The 14918-nt window shown below is 43.6% G+C and carries 12 protein-coding genes; 3 read left to right on the forward strand and 9 right to left on the reverse strand.

The features are described from left to right. Nucleotides 1-37 precede the first annotated feature (37 nt). On the reverse strand, nt 38-1363 hold the full coding sequence (locus tag DBK98_RS18115) for a PhoH family protein (protein ID WP_022011885.1): 1326 nt from the start codon (nt 1361-1363) through the stop codon (nt 38-40). 128 nt (nt 1364-1491) lie between these two features. Between DBK98_RS18115 and DBK98_RS18120 the strand changes: the two genes are divergently transcribed. After that, nucleotides 1492-2868 carry a folylpolyglutamate synthase/dihydrofolate synthase family protein gene (locus tag DBK98_RS18120; RefSeq protein ID WP_032535987.1) on the forward strand — a complete coding sequence of 459 codons (1377 nt, stop codon included), beginning with the start codon at nt 1492-1494 and terminating at the stop codon, nt 2866-2868. On the opposite strand, the gene DBK98_RS18125 is transcribed toward DBK98_RS18120, so the two are convergent. After that, nucleotides 2836-3210: a RidA family protein gene (locus tag DBK98_RS18125; protein WP_032535986.1), complete on the reverse strand. Its 375-nt coding sequence runs from the start codon at nt 3208-3210 to the stop codon at nt 2836-2838. The two genes, DBK98_RS18120 and DBK98_RS18125, sit on opposite strands and share 33 nt — an antisense overlap. A 344-nt stretch (nt 3211-3554) precedes the next feature. Here DBK98_RS18125 and DBK98_RS18130 point away from each other — a divergent pair, with 344 nt between their 5' ends. Further along, on the forward strand, nt 3555-5363 hold the full coding sequence (locus tag DBK98_RS18130) for an IS1182 family transposase (protein WP_234230157.1): 1809 nt from the start codon (nt 3555-3557) through the stop codon (nt 5361-5363). Here the strand turns inward: DBK98_RS18130 and DBK98_RS18135 are convergent. The 6 genes from DBK98_RS18135 to dnaN form a co-directional block, all read right to left on the reverse strand. Continuing rightward, entirely contained in the window at nt 5247-6944 is a 1698-nt protein-coding gene (locus tag DBK98_RS18135) for a serine protease (protein WP_032535820.1), read from the reverse strand. The two genes, DBK98_RS18130 and DBK98_RS18135, sit on opposite strands and share 117 nt — an antisense overlap. Before the next feature lie 16 nt (nt 6945-6960). Next, the gene (gene rlmB, locus DBK98_RS18140; RefSeq protein WP_005779999.1) at nt 6961-7701 is read right to left on the reverse strand and encodes a 23S rRNA (guanosine(2251)-2'-O)-methyltransferase RlmB; all 741 of its coding nucleotides are present in this window, start codon (nt 7699-7701) and stop codon (nt 6961-6963) included. Between the two features lie 61 nt (nt 7702-7762). Next, nucleotides 7763-9448, reverse strand: coding sequence for a DNA repair protein RecN (gene recN / locus DBK98_RS18145; protein WP_005806955.1), 1686 nt, complete (start codon nt 9446-9448; stop codon nt 7763-7765). Nucleotides 9449-9451: 3 nt separating this feature from the next. Then, nucleotides 9452-10645 (reverse strand): bifunctional phosphopantothenoylcysteine decarboxylase/phosphopantothenate--cysteine ligase CoaBC, encoded by a 1194-nt coding sequence (coaBC, locus tag DBK98_RS18150; protein ID WP_005806957.1) that lies wholly within the window; start codon nt 10643-10645, stop codon nt 9452-9454. A gap of 2 nt (nt 10646-10647) precedes the next feature. Then, nucleotides 10648-11421, reverse strand: coding sequence for a 3'-5' exonuclease (locus tag DBK98_RS18155; protein WP_005806960.1), 774 nt, complete (start codon nt 11419-11421; stop codon nt 10648-10650). 128 nt (nt 11422-11549) lie between these two features. Beyond that, on the reverse strand, nt 11550-12674 hold the full coding sequence (dnaN, locus tag DBK98_RS18160) for a DNA polymerase III subunit beta (RefSeq protein ID WP_005806961.1): 1125 nt from the start codon (nt 12672-12674) through the stop codon (nt 11550-11552). Between the two features lie 152 nt (nt 12675-12826). Between dnaN and DBK98_RS18165 the strand changes: the two genes are divergently transcribed. Then, entirely contained in the window at nt 12827-13201 is a 375-nt protein-coding gene (locus DBK98_RS18165) for a DUF3127 domain-containing protein (RefSeq protein WP_005780004.1), read from the forward strand. A 78-nt stretch (nt 13202-13279) separates the two neighbouring features. Here DBK98_RS18165 and DBK98_RS18170 read toward each other — a convergent pair whose 3' ends face one another. Further along, complete coding sequence (locus DBK98_RS18170) at nt 13280-14917, reverse strand: hypothetical protein (protein ID WP_005806963.1); 1638 nt, start codon at nt 14915-14917, stop codon at nt 13280-13282. Nucleotide 14918: the final 1 nt, after the last annotated feature.

The following is a 14918-nucleotide window of genomic DNA, read 5'->3' on the forward strand; positions in this document are numbered from 1 at the left end:
CGGAATTCTCTTCTTCCGTCCCTTTAAAATATGGATATTACATTAAGTTACTTGCCAATTCACTCAATTCGCTGCGTTCACCTTTCACCAGATTGACATGTGCAAACAGGTTCTGATCTTTCATGCGATCGATCATATACACCAGACCATTAGACTGACTGTCCAGATAAGGTTGGTCAATCTGTTGGATATCTCCGGTAAACACCATCTTGGTTCCCTCTCCGGCACGGGTGATAATAGTTTTAATTTCGTGTGGGGTCAGATTCTGTGCTTCGTCAATTATGCAGTAGGTTTCGCTAAGGCTTCGTCCGCGAATAAATGCCAAAGCCTCGATCACCAATTGCTCGCTCTTCTGCATATCTTCCAACCGCTTCACTTCGGTAGAGTTTGAGGCAAACTGACGTTTTATTACATTCAGGTTATCGAACAGGGGTTGCATATAGGGTGCTACCTTTTCAGTTGCATCTCCCGGAAGGAATCCCAAATCTTTATTGGAAAGGGCCACAATAGGACGTGCCAGCAGAATTTGTTTATATTCAGTAAGTTTTCCCAAAGCTGCGGCCAGGGCAAGCAATGTTTTACCGGTTCCGGCCTTACCTGTCAAAGCCACCAGTTTTATATCGGGATCATTCAGAATTTCGAAAGCGAAACTCTGTTCCGCATTACGCGGTTCGATTCCATAATTTTTCGTTTTATTTACCCGGCAGACCATGTGTGTAAAGGGATTGTAACGGGCAAGCACACTGCTGCGATCACTCTTAAGAATGAAACATTCGTTGGGACGAAGAATGTCCTTAAAATCAAATTCATTGATATCCAGCCCTTCTCTGGACGAGTAAATACGGTCGATCAACTCCGGTTCTATGTTTTCGAATACCTCGTTCGATTTTTCGAAAACATCGACATTCACAACCTTATCGGTGATATAGTCCTCGCAAAGTATCCCTATGGAACGGGCTTTCATCCGTAAGTTGACATCCTTAGTCACCAGGATATTTTTCATTTTCGGATATTTCCGCGCCAGAAACTCGGCTACAGCCAATATCTGATGATCCGGTTTACGGGCAGGAAACGATTCATGTACTTTAGGAGCTTCCGAATCACCTGTTATAATAAACAACTTGCCCAGTCCTTCGCCCAAAGGGGCGCCATGGGTGAACAGGCTATCGTCGGTTATTAAATCAAGTTCGCGCACAAACTCACGCGCATTGTAATTGATTTGTTCGTTACCTTTCTTGAATTTATCCAATTCTTCCAAAACAACAATCGGAAGATAAATATCATTCTCCTGAAAATTCTTCAGGCAATTGTAGTCGTGGAGAATAACATTCGTGTCGAGCACAAAATTTTTCTTTGTTCCCATGATTCTTAGATTTAAATGTTGATATTTGCAATCAAAAAGACAATCGACACCTCTGTGTTGAATTGTTGCAACTAAGATAACAAATAAAAAGGCAAACAAAAGAAGTTGCCCGTTAAATATTATAAAACATGAATTATCAGGAAACTTTAGACTACCTATACAACAGCGTTCCCATGTTCCAACAGGTAGGAAGCAGTGCATACAAAGAGGGACTGGAAAACACCCATGCATTAGACGAATATTTGGGACATCCTCACACCACGTTTCAAAGTATCCACATCGCCGGGACTAATGGAAAAGGCTCTTGCTCACACACATTGGCAGCAATTTTGCAGTCGGCCGGATATAAAGTCGGGCTCTATACTTCGCCCCATTTAGTCGACTTCCGCGAACGTATCCGCATCAATGGCGAGACCATTTCACAAGAATACGTGATCCGTTTTGTGGAAAGCCACCGTTCTTTTTTTGAACCATTGCATCCTTCGTTCTTCGAACTGACTACAGCCATGGCATTCCGATACTTTGCCGACCGGCATATAGACGTAGCTGTAATCGAAGTTGGACTGGGAGGACGCCTGGATTGCACCAACATCATTCATCCGGATTTGAGTATTATCACCAATATCAGTTTCGACCACATGCAGTTTCTGGGCAATACACTGGCAAAAATAGCGACAGAAAAAGCAGGTATCATAAAAAAAGGTGTACCGGTTGTCATTGGTGAAACAACCGAAGAGACTAAGCCCGTATTTTTGCAGAAAGCTCAGGAAGTGGAAGCTCCTATCATCTTCGCAGAAGAAGAACAAAGACTAAAAGGAGCAACAAAATTCAAAACCTGTACGAACAGAAAATGGACAGAATGTCCGGAAAAACACTCCAGTGCTGTACAAGCAGAAGAAGCAGAAGCTGTTTCCGGCTGGATCTACGAAAACGAGACATATCCCGGACTGGAAGGAGTATTGGGAGGTTCATATCAACTAAAAAACACAAATACACTTCTGTCTGCTCTTCCCATCCTGAGGAAGTCAGGTTATAAGATCAGTGACAATGACGTAAGAAACGGTTTCCGGCAAGTAGACCAAATGACCGGACTACAAGGACGCTGGCAAAAATTGAGAAACTCTCCCACCATCATTTGTGACACGGGACACAATGTAGCAGGTATCTCTTATGTCGTAGAGCAACTAAAGCAAATGAAATATGAACGCCTCCACATGGTCATCGGTATGGTGAATGACAAAGACGTCAGTGGAGTACTGGCTTTACTGCCTAAAAATGCAGTCTACTATTTCACCAAAGCGAGCGTCAAAAGAGCTCTGTCAGAGACTCTGTTACAGCAAATCGGAGCCTCTGCCGGACTGCAGGGTAAAACTTATCCTGATGTTCAATCGGCTGTAAAGGCCGCACAAGAAAAAAGCCTCCCGGAAGACTTGATCTTCGTAGGAGGCAGTAGCTTTATTGTAGCCGACTTATTATCGTGCCGCGATACACTCGATCTCGACTAAAGCATCTTTAGGCAAGGCTTTCACGGCAACAGCCGAACGGGCGGGAAATGCGCCTTCAAAATAAGTTGCATATACCCCATTCATTCCGGCAAACAAAGACATATCCTGGAGGAAAACTGTCGTTTTTACAATATCTGACATGGTCAGACCGGCAGCCTCAAGGATATGTTTTATGTTTTCAAGAGACTGGCGGGCTTGTGCTTCCACACTGTCGGGCATCAGCCCCGTAGCTGCATCGATAGGAAGCTGACCGGAAACAAATACCATTCCATTCGCTTCAATAGCTTGACTGTAAGGACCGATAGCTCCCGGTGCCTTATCACTGCAAATTACTTTTTTCATTTTACTTGGTTTATTAATGATTGACATTTATGGTAAAGTTGATATCCTGAGGATGATAAAAAACTCCTATCAGGAAAGTTCTTATGAAAACAAAGATAAGAAAAAAATATAAGAGCTATGCAGTATTTGGCAAACAAACGTATTTATATATATGAATACACAAAAGAATCAGAATAACTTTAACCGAATAAGACCTAAACTTTAACAAAATGGAGATGTTAGAAATGGATCTCCCACATAAAGAAAGAGGGTGTCCGAAAAGGGTACCCTCTTTTTTTATGTAAAAGTCCGAACTTTCCCAAGCTCGGACTTTTTAATTTGCTCTAAAATGTTTATCTTAGAGCATGTTAATCGATAGTGCAAATATACAATTTAAGGAGTATTCTCAAGGTATGGATTCCTTATTTCCTTGCCGTCTTGATGAAAATATTTCTTCGGATGCTCCGGTCCGGCTTGTCAACCAGATTGTTGATAAGCTTGACATCAGTCCGTTGTTATCTACTTATAAGGGTGGTGGTTGTCCTGCTTATTATCCCCGCATGCTTTTGAAAGTGTTGTTCTTCGCCTACCTGAACAATGTGTACTCTTGTCGTAAGATAGCACGTCTACTTCAGGAGAACATCCTTTACATGTGGCTTTCGGGCAAGTCCACTCCCGACTTCCGTACCATCAATGATTTCCGCAGCAAGCGTTTGAAGAGTTGTATCCACAGTTTGTTCACTCAGATTGTGCTCATGCTTGTTGAGTTGGGATATATCAGCCTGGAAAAACAATATATCGACGGGACCAAGATGGAGTCGGCAGCCAACCGTTATACTTTCGTCTGGCGCAAAAGTGTGGAAAAGTATAAGGATCGTCTGGAAAATAAGATTCAATGTATACTTTCTCAAATTGATGAGGGTATTCTCGGTGACAACACCGCTCCTGGAGAATCAACTCTTCCTATTGACAGCCATGCTCTGAAAGAAAAAATAGATGCCATTAATCTGGAGAACCGCAATAAACGTGAACTTCGTCAGATTAAAAAGCTTAATGAGGAGTACTTACCTAAGCTGCAGGAATATGAGAAACACTTGGAAATAATGGGGGAAAGAAACAGCTATTCCAAAACAGATCCTGATGCGACTTTTATGCGCATGAAAGAAGACCACATGAGGAACGGTCAGCTTAAACCGGGATATAATCTACAGATATCCACGGAAAACCAGTTCATAACAAACTATGCTTTCTATCACAATCCGGGTGATACGTTGACGTTGATTTCATTTCTATTGTATGGCCGGATGAGATACTGCCGGTTCATGAAAGAGGTTTGTGCGGATGCCGGATATGGAAGTGAGGAAAATTATGAGTTTATGGAACGCTTCGGTATAAGCGCTTATGTGAAATATAATTATTTTCATATGGAACAAACAAAAAAATGGAAATGTGACATCTCCAAACAAGATAATTTGTATTATAACGAACCGGAAGATTACTTTGTATGTCCGATGGGACAGTATATGAAATTTGCCTACACGATAAAGGCTGTCAATGATAATGGATATGAAAGTGAAATAAGTGTTTACCGTGCTAAGAACTGTCAGGGATGTCCCCTACAAAATAAATGTCACAAAGGGAGAGGAAACAGGGAGATCAAGGTGAATCATAAATTAAGGCGGTACAAGCAACTGGCACGTGAGAAACTCACTTCATCAAAAGGGCTTGAACATAGGAGCAAAAGACCGGTGGAGGTGGAAGCGGTCTTCGGGCAAATAAAATGGAATAAAGAGTACAAGAGGTTCAGGCATAAAGGCTTGGAGAAGATTGTCATGGACTTTGGAATATTGGCTATTGCATTTAACATCGGAAAAATGATCTGCAAGCAGAAAAAGGCTAAGAAAGGGAGGGATGGAAAGGATTATAAGACTGATAAAGGGAGAAAATTGAGTTTCATGAGGGGCATTTTTATAAGTTGTTGGATAAATCACAAAAAAAGAAAAAAGTTAGAGGGTACCCTTTTCGGACACCCTCTTCTCTTTTATATTTCCGGCACTTTATTTACAATGCTTCTTAATCAGTTCATCCACATTAGGATCGCCAAGTTCTTTTGCTTTGGCAAAACTTGCACAAGCCTCTTTTTCTTGCTTCAACTGAATCTGGCAAATTCCTAACAAACGATATGCTTCGGCATATTTCGGATCAACAGTCAATGCATCTTTCAATGCTTTCTCGGCCTCCGCATAGCGTCCCACACGCAGGTTGACCACTGCCAACTCTGCCCGATAAGTGAGATCTTCCGGATTCAGCTCGATTGCCTTTGTGATATCATCCAAAGCACGCTGGAATTGTTTGGCTTTGAAGGCAGCCTGTTCCCGATAATAATAAAACAAATCGTTAACACTGCCATTCACTGCATTGAAATATGCATCATAATCGGCCAGAGCCGGACGATACTTTTCTACATTCATATACATCTGGGCACGTTCCAACAGATAGGGAGCCAAATCTGCTGTAATGGGCATCGGACAATGGGCAATACAACTATCCAGCAAAGCAACGACCTCTTCGGGAGCAGCTTTACTCAATTCCTTTGCCTTGGCAGCACTGAAGAAGGAAGCCGGAGATGCCAATTCGGTTCCGTTCACTTTGTCATAGCTGGTAAATGCACCGGCATAATCCTGCTTGGCAAAAAGAATATCTCCTTCAAGTTGACGGTATACAGGTAAATCCTGAACAGCTATCGCGCTGCGCACATCCGCCAGAGCCTTATCATACGTCCAATCCTTATAAGTGGTTTCGGGTTTACTCAATTGGTAGTTGTATACCAACTTGGCTATGTTATAATAAACATCATCCTTTTTCTGTGCAACCTTCAGGGCATGCTCCAAATCGGCAGCCGCTTTGTCCATATCCTTACCTGCAAACACATAGTTCCCTGCACGACGAAGATAGCCATCCGCACTGTTCGGGAAAGTTTTGATAAAATCATCAAGGGCAACGGCATAAGCCTCAGGAGTAGTTTGCGTAGAAGCGATAAACAGGTAAACCAAAGCCTGATCTTCATCTTCAGGTAAGCCTTTCTTTATACCGATTGCATTCAGTGCGGCATCGCTCAGTGCAAGAGCATTGATATTCTGTGACATGGCAAAAGCTGCACCTGCTGCATAACTAATAGAGGTAGTATCCTGTCCGGAAGCTTTTTGTGCCACTCCGAACACTTTACCGTCCGCTGTCGTTACCGGACAACTCACCATCTTATCTTTCAATACCATATCCAGTGTATAATAATGATATTTATCACCACCGATATTATCCACCTTTTTCACTTTGCCGCTGGTCACGTTTCCACCTTTCTGAGTGGAATAAGGTAACAGATAGACTTCGGCACCTACAGCCGGAGCTACAGTGGACACCTGTAATGCCGGCACCTTCTTTACTGTAATGCCGACACGGAACTTTATGATATCATACATATCATTGGCTCCCAGAATACATTCAACCGGCATTTTCTCTCCTTCGGAATTAATGATAACAGCACGCTGAGCTCCTTTAAACAAAGAATAGTCAGACAGAGCCACTCCGTCTTCGGTCACAAAAAATCCGTTACCGGTATTCTGAATTTTGTCGTCTTTATCATACGTAACGATGGAAAACACCGATCGTTTCGCCTTCTCTACCCATTTGGGGGCTTGCGCTACACTCCATTGTGACAGGAGACAAAGCACAAATGTGAATAATATGCTCTTTTTCATGTATTTGAATGTTGTTTTAGTTTGTACGTTGTTTCACGCCTTCATAAATCAGGATACCAGCGGCTACCGACACATTGAGTGACTCAATACTGCCCAACATCGGAATCTTGACCCATTCGTCGCATAACGCAAGGTTATCGTACGAAACACCGGTGTCCTCGGCGCCCATAATGATGCACATCGGACCGGTATAGTCGGCCTTCGTATAATCATAATCACCCTTTTCGGTAGCAGCCACAATGCGGAATCCACTATCTTTCAGATATTGTAAAGTTGTCTTTAAGTTCTGTTCACGACAGACAGGCAAAGTATGCAGAGCTCCGGCTGAAGTCTTCATCGCATCCGCATTGACCGTAACACTTCCTTTCGCAGGAATAATGACAGCATCCACTCCGGCACATTCGCAAGTACGGGCTATGGCACCAAAATTACGCACATCCGTAATCCCGTCGAGCATAACAAAGAACGGACTCTTACCTTCCTCAAAGAGGAAAGGTACCAGATCTTCGGTCTTCTGATACGTCACCGAAGATATGAATGCCACTACACCCTGATGATTTTTACGGGTGATGCGGTTGATACGTTCCACCGGGACGCGCTGAACAGGAATCAGCGTACCTTTCAGAGCAGCAAACAGCTCCTTGGACAAGTCACTCTGAATGTCTTTCTTCACCAAAATCTTGTCTATCTCTTTACCAGCCTGAATGGCTTCAATCACGGCACGGACGCCGAAAATCATTTCGCTTTTATCAATCATGTAATTGTCTGCATTTTTAGAGTATGCAACTCGCCAATGTTCATTGCACGCCACTATATACTTATTTTATTATTTTTCTCTCTTTCAAAGAAGGTTCCAGCAATGCCCTTGCATTGCTTAGTGCAGCCTCGGTCAAAGTGGCACCACTCAGCATATGTGCCAACTCTTCTACCCGTTCTTCGTCAGTCAGACGACGAATATGGCTATTCGTTTCCGTATCATTATCCCGCTTGTATACCTTATAATGGGCACGTCCACGGGCAGCAATCTGAGGCAAGTGGGTGATACTGATCACCTGCCTGTTTTGTTCACCCATCTCTTGCATGATGTCCGCCATGCGATCTGCAATCTCACCGGATACTCCGGTATCGATTTCATCGAACACAATAGTGGGCAATTTTACGGCTCCTGCTATCATTGCCTTGATAGACAGCATAACACGAGCTATTTCACCACCGGACGCAACTGAAGATATACTCTGCAGCGCTCCGTTCTTATTGGCAGAGAATAAGAAGTTCACCGTATCTTCTCCTTGGGGACCCAATTCTTTTTTCAGCCCCATTTCCACCTGGAAGCGGACATTGGGCATTCCCAAAGGAATCAGACGAGCTGCCATCTGCTTTTCCACTTTACGGGCAATCTCCGTACGGGCCTTCGTCAGGACAAACGCTTGTTTCTTTACCTTATTATATTGCGCATCTCTCTGTTCCGTCAATTGAGCTATCCGATCATCATACGAAGTAATGGCAGCAAGTTTCGTTGCATATTGCTCTGAAAGGACGATCAACTCTTCTACTGTCTGAACACGGTGTTTTTGTTCCAAAGAATAGATCAGGTTCAACCGGTCATTCACTTCTTCCAGCCGGGATGGATTGAACTCGACACTCTCTCCCTGATCCGATATTTCCTGAGCTATATCTTTCAGTTCTATATAAGTGCTCTCCATCCGTTCAGCCAATTCTCCGGCAGGCTGGTATACCCGCTGCAATCCATTCAGAGTACCCAAACTCTCTTTCAAAGCAGGCAACAGTCCTCCTTCGTCTGAGGCAAGAGTTTGCTCTACCCGATATAATCCGGCTTTGATATCTTCGGCATGTGCCAATGTTTCGGCCTCCTGTTCCAATTCTTCCTGCTCTCCGGCAGAAAGATGTGCCTCCTCCAATTGTTCTAACTGGAAACGGATATAATCTTCATCCGTTTTGCTCTGTTCGGCCAGTACAATCAGTTCGTCAAGTTCTTTACTGAGCTTTTTCCATTCCTGATATAAATGATGATATACATCCAAAGCCTCTTCGTTGTGGGAAAGTATATCAAGTACATTGAGCTGAAAACCTTCTTTGTTAAGCAACAGATTCTGGTGCTGCGAATGTACATCGATCAATTGCTCTCCCAATTCTTTCATTTGTGTGAGCGATGCAGGCGTATCGTTAATAAATGCTCTGCTTTTGCCGGAAGACTGTACCTCACGGCGAAGTATACATTCGGGCTCATACTCCAGCTCGTTCTCTTCGAAAAAAGCTTCCATATGATAAGCTGATATATCGAACCTGGCCTCAATAATACATTTCGAAGCACCTTGCCGAATAGCCTTCACATCAGCACGCTGTCCGAGTAAAAGTCCGATTGCGCCCAGAATAATGGATTTCCCGGCACCGGTTTCACCGGTAATCACAGAAAATCCGGTTTCGAAACGGATATCAAGTTTCTCAATCAGAGCATAATTCTGGATGTATAATGAACGTAACATAAATCACAATTCTTTTATCATTCGATCAATAATATCTCTGGCTACTTCAGTCTTGGATTTTAACGGATAATCGGTTCTGCCTCTACAACTGAGAATACTGATTTTATTTGTATCGTAACGGAAACCCGCACCTGCATCATTCAATGAATTCAGCACAATAAAATCGAAGTTCTTCCGGATCAGTTTTCCTTCGGCATTACGCTGTTCATCATTCGTTTCAAGAGCAAAACCGATTAATTTCTGCCCCGATGTCTTCAGTTTACCCAATGCAGCGGCAATATCGTGGGTGGGCTTGAGATGTAACATCAAATCATCTCCCTCCCGTTTTATCTTCTTATCGACTACAACATCCGGAGTAAAATCTGCTACTGCAGCACATAATATTCCGGCATCCACCAATGGGTATTGCGCCATAGCAGCCTCATACATTTCCTGAGCAGACTCCACATCAATACGGGTAATGTGTGAATGATATACCTTCTGTTGCACCGGTCCGGCTATCAGCACTACCTCCGCTCCGCGACGGGCACACTCCTCTGCCAATGCAAATCCCATTTTACCGGAAGAATAATTACCAATGAAACGTACCGGATCAATCTTTTCATAAGTCGGTCCGGCTGTAATCAGCACTTTCTTTCCAGCCAGCTCGCCCGTAGAGGAAAAGAACTCATCAAGTACCCGGATAATATTCTCCGGTTCTTCCATGCGCCCCTTACCTACCAAATGGCTTGCTAATTCTCCCGAAGCCGGTTCAATGATATGATTACCGTATGAACGCAGCGTATCCAGATTCTTCTGGGTACTGGGATGCGCAAACATATCCAAGTCCATGGCCGGAGCGATAAACACCGGTGCCTTCGCTGACAGATAAGTCGTGATCAGCATATTGTCTGCTATGCCATTTGCCATTTTACCAATGGTAGAAGCCGTCGCAGGCGCTATCAGCATAGCATCTGCCCAAAGCCCCAAATCTACGTGGCTGTTCCACGTTCCGTCCCGCTGGGCAAAAAACTCACTGATAACAGGCTTACTGGTCAAAGCGGACAAAGTTATCGGAGTAATAAACTCCTTTCCGGCAGGAGTAATTACGACCTGTACCTCCGCTCCCTGTTTAATCAGGCCGCGTATAATGTAGCAAGCCTTATAAGCAGCAATGCTACCGGTAATGCCAAGTATAATTTTCTTTCCGTTCAGCATAGTTATTTTCCCGTTAACTCACGCAGGCGAATCTTCGTCAACATGGCTTTTGTATTCAGCGTAAAGTCACTATTGAGAATCCAACTGTAATATCCGGGATCTTTTTTCAGCACTTCACTCACCGACTGGCCTTTGTATTTGCCAAAATTAAAAACCTCCACTCCATTGTCATCATACACCATACGTCCGGCAAAATCCACATTCTTGTTATAGCTTGAGTAATCGGCGAGGAAAGACATATCGTTTTGCAAATCTTCCGGATAGCGGTCAAGTTGAGCCATCAGGACCTCGTACGCGGCGCGGGTATCGGCTTCCGCTGTATGTGCATCTTCCAAATTACGGCCACAATAGAATTTATAAGCAGCCGAAAGAGTACGTTGTTCCATCTTATGGAAAATTACCTGTACATCAACAAATTTGCGCTTACTCATATCAATATCAACCCCGGCACGAAGAAACTCTTCCGCCAACACAGGAATGTCAAAACGGTTGGAGTTGAAACCAGCCAGATCACAACCTTCAATGTCATTCGCAATGCTTTTTGCTACTTCTTTAAAAGTAGGACAATCAGCTACGTCAGCATCAAAAATACCATGAACGGCAGATGATTCGGCAGGAATAGGCATTTCGGGATTAATACGGAGAGTTTTCGACTCTTCATTCCCGTTCGGATATACTTTAAGATAACAGATTTCTACAATTCGGTCTGAGTTGATGTTAGTCCCGGTCGTTTCCAGGTCGAAAAAGACAATAGGGTTCTTTAGGTTGAGTTTCATTGTTTATACGGTTTTGTTTAAATTCACCACAGAGGACACCGAGTGCACAGAGCTTCAATTCCAAAGAATGATGTCTCTGTGATCTTTGTGTCCTCTGTAATGAATCCGATTCTATTTCTGTTCCGCAGTTAGTCGTTCAGCATCATCGGCATCAGCAGCATCAACAAATCTTCGTTTTCTTCCTGTTCTACCGGAATAATGACACCTGCTCTTGACGGATCAGCCAATTCAATGATCACTTCCTCTGCCGAGATATTATTCAGAATATCGATCAGGAAAGTAGATTTAAAGCCAATACTCATTGCTGCACCGGCATATTGGCACACCTGTGTTTCCTCTGCAGAAGTAGAGAAATCAATATCTTGAGCCGAAACCACGATCTGGTTTTCCTGCATACGGAGTTTGATAAGACTGCTTGCCTGTGAAGAGAAAATAGATACACGACGCAAAGCACCTATCAGCTGCATACGGTCTACCGTCACTTTGTGCGGATTGTTTTGTGGAATCACTGAATTATAATTGGGGTAGCGTCCTTCAATCAGACGACAAACCATACGATAACTTTCGAGCGTGAAGACAGCATTGCGTTCGTCAAACTCGATCACCACCATACCCGATTCCTTAGGCAACAGGTTCTTCAACAAAGTTGCCGGTTTTTTGGGCAAAATAAATGCAGCACGTTCATTTCCGCGTGCAGCCAATGTTTTACAACGTACCAACTTGTGTCCGTCCGAAGCTACCATTGTAATGTCTTCAGTCGTAATGTCAAAGTAGATACCATTCATCACCGGACGGAGTTCGTCATCGGCAGTAGCAAATACCGAACGGTTAATGCCTCCCAGCAATATCTGTGCTTCCATCTCCACACGAACCGCATTATCACCGAGTGTAGCCGATTGCGGAAACTCATCGGCATTCTGCCCCATCAGGCTATATTTACCATTTTGGTACTGTACCGTAATTTCATAGGTATCCGGCTTTATTTCGAATGTCAACGGTTGTTCCGGAATCTCTTTCAATGCATCGAGCAACGTTTTTGCAGCGACGGCAAACTTTCCGTTAGAATCACTCTCGTTCACCTCAACCGAGGTTACCATCGTAGTTTCACTATCAGAAACAGTCACAGACAGTGTTCCGTCCTCCAACTGAAAGAGAAAACAATCTAAAATAGGCAGCGCATTTTTTGAGTTTATCACACGGCTAACAGCCTGTAAATGGCTGGAAAGTGCAGTACTTGAAACGATAAATTTCATATAATCTGTGATTTTAAATTTTATATTTTTGCAAAGCACAAAGTTACAAAAAAGATCGAGGCAGCACAATAAAAGAGAAGAAAAAACAGGAGAATATTCGTCGGATATCCCTAAAAAATTGTAACTTCGCCGCACAATTTAAAATTATCGCAATGGAATTTACAGGAAAAATTATCGCTATACTCCAGCCCAGAGGTGGAGTTTCTAAGACAAGCGGCAACGAATGGAAGGCTCAGGAGTATGTAATCGAAAATCATGATCAATATCCAAAGAAAATGTGTTTCGACATCTTCGGAGCAGACAAAATAGAACAATTCAACATCCAGATGGGTGAAGAGTTGACCGTATCATTCGATATCGATGCACGTCAATGGCAGGATCGTTGGTTCAACAGTATCCGTGCATGGAAAGTAGAGCGTGTAGGCGCAGGCGCACCCATGACTCCGGGAGCTCCGGTTCCTCCTCCGGCACCATCTTCAGCACCGGAATTCATTGCCGGTGATGCAAAAGACGACTTGCCTTTCTAAGCAAACATGCCTTAGTATAAGACACAAAACCCCGAAAGCTATCCAATTTCTTTCGGGGTTTTGTGTCTCTTACCGTAGTCAGGAAACATCGTCAGAATCACCTTTATAAATCAAAACCACATTAGGATAGACAACTCCGTCAGTACAGGTAAACTGTGCAGAAAGAATAAAATGACGAAAGAACTCCTGATTGCGAAAGAAAAATGCAGGTATCAACCTGACGTAGTTCTCCGGCTGGGAAAAAGTTTCTCCCAAGTCAGCCACCATCATAAAGTTATATGACGGAGAAAGATTTACTACCGCTTCCTCGTATCCGGGAGTATCGTTCAGAATTTCTTTTTTATCCAGGCAACGGACATATGTGGCAAGACTCTCCGCATCCGGAGCCAAAATCAGTCTCTCTCCATAGAAACAAGCATAGACATATAAGGCAGATTCCGTAATTCCGGTCAATTGCGTAAACAATGTATTACGTGGCAACACATAAAGCGTATAAGCTCTTGAAGGCGTTTTACAGAAAGTAGTACGTGGCTTCGGAGGGCCGTCCACTTCTTTCGGAGCACTCCGGAGTACTCCTTGCAACACCCGCTCAGCCTGCTGGACATCCTTCAAGGGAATAGTCATCACCGCACAAGGATTCGCAAGAGTGTCCGCCGAATGGAACAGGCAGGTCACAAGTTCGCCTCCGGCATTATCCTTGAGGAATGCAAGCAGTTCTCCGTCCCGGTCCCTGATATAGTCTGAATAGGTTGATGTTGTATATTCCTGCCGGGCAGTAAAGTCAAGCATCGCCTGCATATCCGTCACCGACCGTTTATTGAAAAAGAAAGTAGAAGCCGGCAGGATGTCTCCCGGAAAGTCTTCTACAGGTTGTTGTTGCCGAAGCACGTTCATAAAAGTCATACAGGTATCAGTATCATGACTGACTCCAGAAAAGTAAATGGCATCCCCGTTCATTTTCATATCAAATTCGGTCCATCCCCCCAATTGTGTACACGAACGAATCCCATCGGTAGCCTTGCCCATACTCAAGGGTTGCATACGGGCATAAATAGTAGCCGCTACACGGGCACGCTTGTCTTCATGCACTTTTACAAAAGAGCTGTCGGTCAGCAAAGACTTTTTCGACAAACGTGCGTCGATCACTTGTTCTATCAGCTTCTTCTGATAGCTCACCGCCAAAAAATCGGAAGTGAAGTAGCAAGCTAAAAAGCTATCATCCGGCATCGGATAGATGCGTATCTCCTCCCCTTTATAATCAAACAGTTTTGATGGGAAACTGCTTGAACAGTATTTACGTATAAATTTCTCCACTAACTCATAATCACCATTTCCCAAACTGCAATACAACACCTGGTTGCGGTCATTATCCGGCTCATGAAAGCTCAACAACACCTTATTCATCTGTTTACTCAACCCGTGAGGCGTATCTTCCAACAATGTATAAAGATGGAGTTTCAAATAAGAAAATAATTTGGAAATATAAAGGAAATGCTGATCTTTGCTACAGCTCAGTTCATTGATACTCTGTATCATCCCGGCAAGATCATCCGTTTCGAGAACCACAGTGGCCGAGCGCGGAACAAGCGTATAAAGATTAAAGTCTTTACGCCCCTCAACCGCTGATAATCTGAAAAAAGAAAACATAGCAAAGCCTGTACACAGTAGTACAACAGACGAGATTACGGCTATTTTCACTATCGTACGGAGTTTCATG

The organism is Bacteroides sp. PHL 2737, assembly GCF_004115325.2.
Taxonomy (GTDB): domain Bacteria; phylum Bacteroidota; class Bacteroidia; order Bacteroidales; family Bacteroidaceae; genus Bacteroides; species Bacteroides hominis.

Coding starts and splice junctions, on each gene's coding strand:
- DBK98_RS18170 (WP_005806963.1), bottom strand. CDS start 14,917: ATGAAACTCCGTACGATAGTGAAAATAGCCGTAATCTCGTCTGTTGTA.
- coaBC (WP_005806957.1), bottom strand. CDS start 10,645: ATGCTGAACGGAAAGAAAATTATACTTGGCATTACCGGTAGCATTGCT.
- DBK98_RS18135 (WP_032535820.1), bottom strand. CDS start 6,944: ATGAAAAAGAGCATATTATTCACATTTGTGCTTTGTCTCCTGTCACAA.
- DBK98_RS18165 (WP_005780004.1), top strand. CDS start 12,827: ATGGAATTTACAGGAAAAATTATCGCTATACTCCAGCCCAGAGGTGGA.
- DBK98_RS18115 (WP_022011885.1), bottom strand. CDS start 1,363: ATGGGAACAAAGAAAAATTTTGTGCTCGACACGAATGTTATTCTCCAC.
- dnaN (WP_005806961.1), bottom strand. CDS start 12,674: ATGAAATTTATCGTTTCAAGTACTGCACTTTCCAGCCATTTACAGGCT.
- DBK98_RS18130 (WP_234230157.1), top strand. CDS start 3,555: ATGTTAATCGATAGTGCAAATATACAATTTAAGGAGTATTCTCAAGGT.
- DBK98_RS18155 (WP_005806960.1), bottom strand. CDS start 11,421: ATGAAACTCAACCTAAAGAACCCTATTGTCTTTTTCGACCTGGAAACG.
- rlmB (WP_005779999.1), bottom strand. CDS start 7,701: ATGATTGATAAAAGCGAAATGATTTTCGGCGTCCGTGCCGTGATTGAA.
- DBK98_RS18120 (WP_032535987.1), top strand. CDS start 1,492: ATGAATTATCAGGAAACTTTAGACTACCTATACAACAGCGTTCCCATG.
- recN (WP_005806955.1), bottom strand. CDS start 9,448: ATGTTACGTTCATTATACATCCAGAATTATGCTCTGATTGAGAAACTT.
- DBK98_RS18125 (WP_032535986.1), bottom strand. CDS start 3,210: ATGAAAAAAGTAATTTGCAGTGATAAGGCACCGGGAGCTATCGGTCCT.